At 38.5% G+C, this 1,910-nt stretch carries 1 protein-coding gene; it reads left to right on the top strand.

Annotated features, from left to right (window positions below; genetic code table 11):
- On the top strand, nucleotides 1-1,910 hold a 1,910-nt coding region (locus MW688_RS15180), incomplete at both ends, for an NB-ARC domain-containing protein (protein WP_486736855.1).

Below are 1,910 nucleotides of genomic sequence, written 5' to 3'. Positions count from 1 at the left end.
AAAAACTTGGCAGAAGAAGTTAAAATATCTTCAACAACAAGAAGCGATCGCATCAAACCCAGCACAAAAGTTCGAGTTACAACAACAAATCGCTGAATGTGAAGAACAGATTCAAAAATTAAGCCCAAAAACACCACAAATACCCAGCAGATATTTTAATCAAGCACCTCCTTTACCTCACTATTTTGTAAAACGTCCAGAAGACACTCTTGAACTAAAAAGAAATCTCTTATCTCAAGAAACAGGCCAAAATGGAACTTTAGTTATTAGTGCCATCTATGGATTAGGAGGTATTGGCAAATCCACCTTAGCTGCGGCTTTAGCCCATGATTCTGAAGTTCAATCAAACTTTCCTGATGGGATTTTTTGGGCCACCTTAGGTCAACAACCAGATATTTTGTCTTTTCTTCATACTTGGATACAAGCATTAGGAGATTATGACTTTAAACCAACCAGTATAGATGCAGCCACTCTACAACTAAAAACATTACTAGCAGATAAAAAAGCCCTATTAGTAGTTGATGACCTTTGGAATCCTGAGGATGTTGAGCCTTTTCAAATTGCGGGAAAAGGCTGTCAACTTTTAGTTACTACTAGGGAAGCACCTGTTAGAGGGGCGATTCGATATGACTTAGACCTGATGACTCCAGAACAATCTTTGGAGTTATTAACCTCTTGTTTAACTAAACAACTAACAAGCGAAGAACTTGAAAAAGCAGAAACTTTAGCAAAAACCGTGGGATATTTACCCCTAGCTTTAGAATTAGCCGCAGTTCAAATCAGTGAAGGATGTACTTGGGATGAGTTATTATCAGATATAGAAAAAGAGTTAGACATCTTAGACAGGATGGAAGCTGAGGAAGCTACCTGTGAAGAAAAACGAAAACATTTTAGTTTAATAGCCTGTTTTAACTTAAGTTTAAAACGATTATCTTCTGAAAGACTAAAACAATTTATTTGGTTAGGGGTCTTACCTGATGATGTCACCATCACAGAAAAGATGGCAGCAACTTTATGGGATTATCAGGAAAATAAGGCTAAAAAGACTTTGAGATATTTACGAAGTAAAGCTTTATTATTACCAGGAGTTTCCAGTGAAGAGGGAACTAATTATCGCCTACATGACCTCTTACATGATTTAGCGCGGAATCTGCTTCAATCACCCACACAACCTGATGAAAATTGGCAATTACCAGGATTAGGACTATCTATTGCCCAAGCCCATCAACAATTATTAGAAAAATATCAACAGCAAACTACAAATGGTCAATGGCACAGTTTAGATGATGACGGCTATATTTATAACCAATTAATCTGGCATTTTCAACAAGCTAAGAGAATTGAAGAGATACATCAATTACTGAGAGAAGAAAACACTCTTGGAACAAACGGTTGGTACAGTCAGTGTGAGAAACAAGGTAAAACAGCTAATTTCATCAAGGATATATCAAAGGCTTGGCAACTAGCAGAAGAGGATTTTGACAAAAACCCCACAGAATCAATTAGTTTACAGTTTCGTTATGCTCTAATCTTGACATCTCTTAATAGTTTGGCAGGAAATATTAGAGCAGGGTTGATAGCGGCATTAGTGGAAAAAGAAATTTGGACACCAGCACAGGGATTAGCTTATATCAGGCAAAACCAAGATTCACACAGTCAAGCTGAAGGATTAGCGGCGATTGTTAAATATCTGCCTCCTTCTTTGTTAGCATCTGCTTTAGAAATAGCCCGAGGCATTGGAAATGAATACTCCCGAGCTACGGCCTTATCGGGGTTAGCCGCTCATTTTCCCGAATTGTTACCTTCCGCATTAGAAGCCGCCCGAGGCATTAGATCTGAATACTTCCGAGCTATTGCCTTATCAGGGTTAGCCCCCCATTTACCTCGTGAATTGTTACCGTCGGCATTAG

The sequence above is a fragment of the Johannesbaptistia floridana genome, assembly GCF_057440575.1.
The sequence above is the reverse complement of the archived record's forward strand: the minus strand, read 5'-3'. Positions and strand labels throughout refer to the sequence as shown.